The sequence below is a fragment of the Mesorhizobium sp. M4A.F.Ca.ET.022.05.2.1 genome (genome assembly GCF_003998845.1).
Taxonomy (GTDB): Bacteria; Pseudomonadota; Alphaproteobacteria; order Rhizobiales; family Rhizobiaceae; genus Mesorhizobium.
Map to the genome: position 1 here is coordinate 1 of NZ_RZOJ01000762.1, position 974 is coordinate 974.

Consider the following 974-nt stretch of genomic DNA (forward strand, 5'->3'; position numbering starts at 1 on the left):
GCGTCATCGACAGAGCGAAGCGGTACATCACCTCGCGCCAGCTCCAGAAACTGTCGGTCGAGGGGCCGCGCAGTTCGGCGAGCCCCGCCATGCCGCGCTGGAACGCGTGGCTGTGCAGATTGGGCATGCCGGAGAGTACAATGGCATGGCGCTCGTCGCCGGTCAGCGGTGAGGCGCCGGGCTCGGCCGCCGCGATGCGGCCGCCCGCCAGCGTGATCCTGACATTGTTGTTCCAGCCGTCCGGCAGAAGTGCCTGTTCCGCGAAGATCGCCGTCACGATTTTCTCCGAATCCCGCTTTCCGATGACAATAGCACTTGCAGTGCGCTTCAATATGTATATACATAATTGTCATCCAATCAAACGGAAAAGATGATGGCGGCAGAAATCAAAAGCCGGGCAGGGGGCCTTCACCTTTGGCGCAATGCGCGCCTGGCGACGATGGCCGAAGGCGCGCCGGGACTGGGCATCGCCGAAAGGGGCGCAGTCGTCGCGCGCGACGGCCTGATCACCTATGCCGGGCCGGAAGCCGATCTGCCGGCGGCACTTGCCCAGGGCGCTGACATCACCAACTGCGAAGGCCGCTGGGTCACGCCCGGCCTGGTCGATTGCCACACCCATCTCGTCTACGCCGGCAACCGCGCCAACGAGTTCGAGATGCGGCTGGCCGGCGCCACCTATGAAGAGGTGGCCAAAGCCGGCGGCGGAATCGTTTCCTCGGTGAAGTCATTGCGTTCCGCCAGCGAGGACGAACTGGTAGCCCAGACATTGCCGCGCCTCGACGCGCTGATCGCCGAGGGTGTCACCACGATCGAAGTGAAGTCGGGCTATGGCCTTGACGTCGACAATGAGAAGAAGTCGCTGCGTGCCGCGCGGCGACTCGGTGACAAACGCTCGGTGACGGTCCGCACGACATGCCTCGCCGCCCATGCGCTGCCGCCGGAGGCCAAGGGCGACAAGGACGCCTTCATCGATC

The 974-nt window shown here is 64.5% G+C and carries 2 pseudogenes; one reads left to right on the forward strand and one right to left on the reverse strand.

Features of this window, described 5'->3' with window-relative positions:
- Positions 1-277: pseudogene (locus EN745_RS35205) on the reverse strand (formimidoylglutamate deiminase); the annotation flags it as partial.
- 96 nt (positions 278-373) lie between these two features.
- Here EN745_RS35205 and EN745_RS35210 point away from each other — a divergent pair.
- Positions 374-974 (forward strand): annotated as a pseudogene (locus EN745_RS35210) (imidazolonepropionase); the annotation flags it as partial.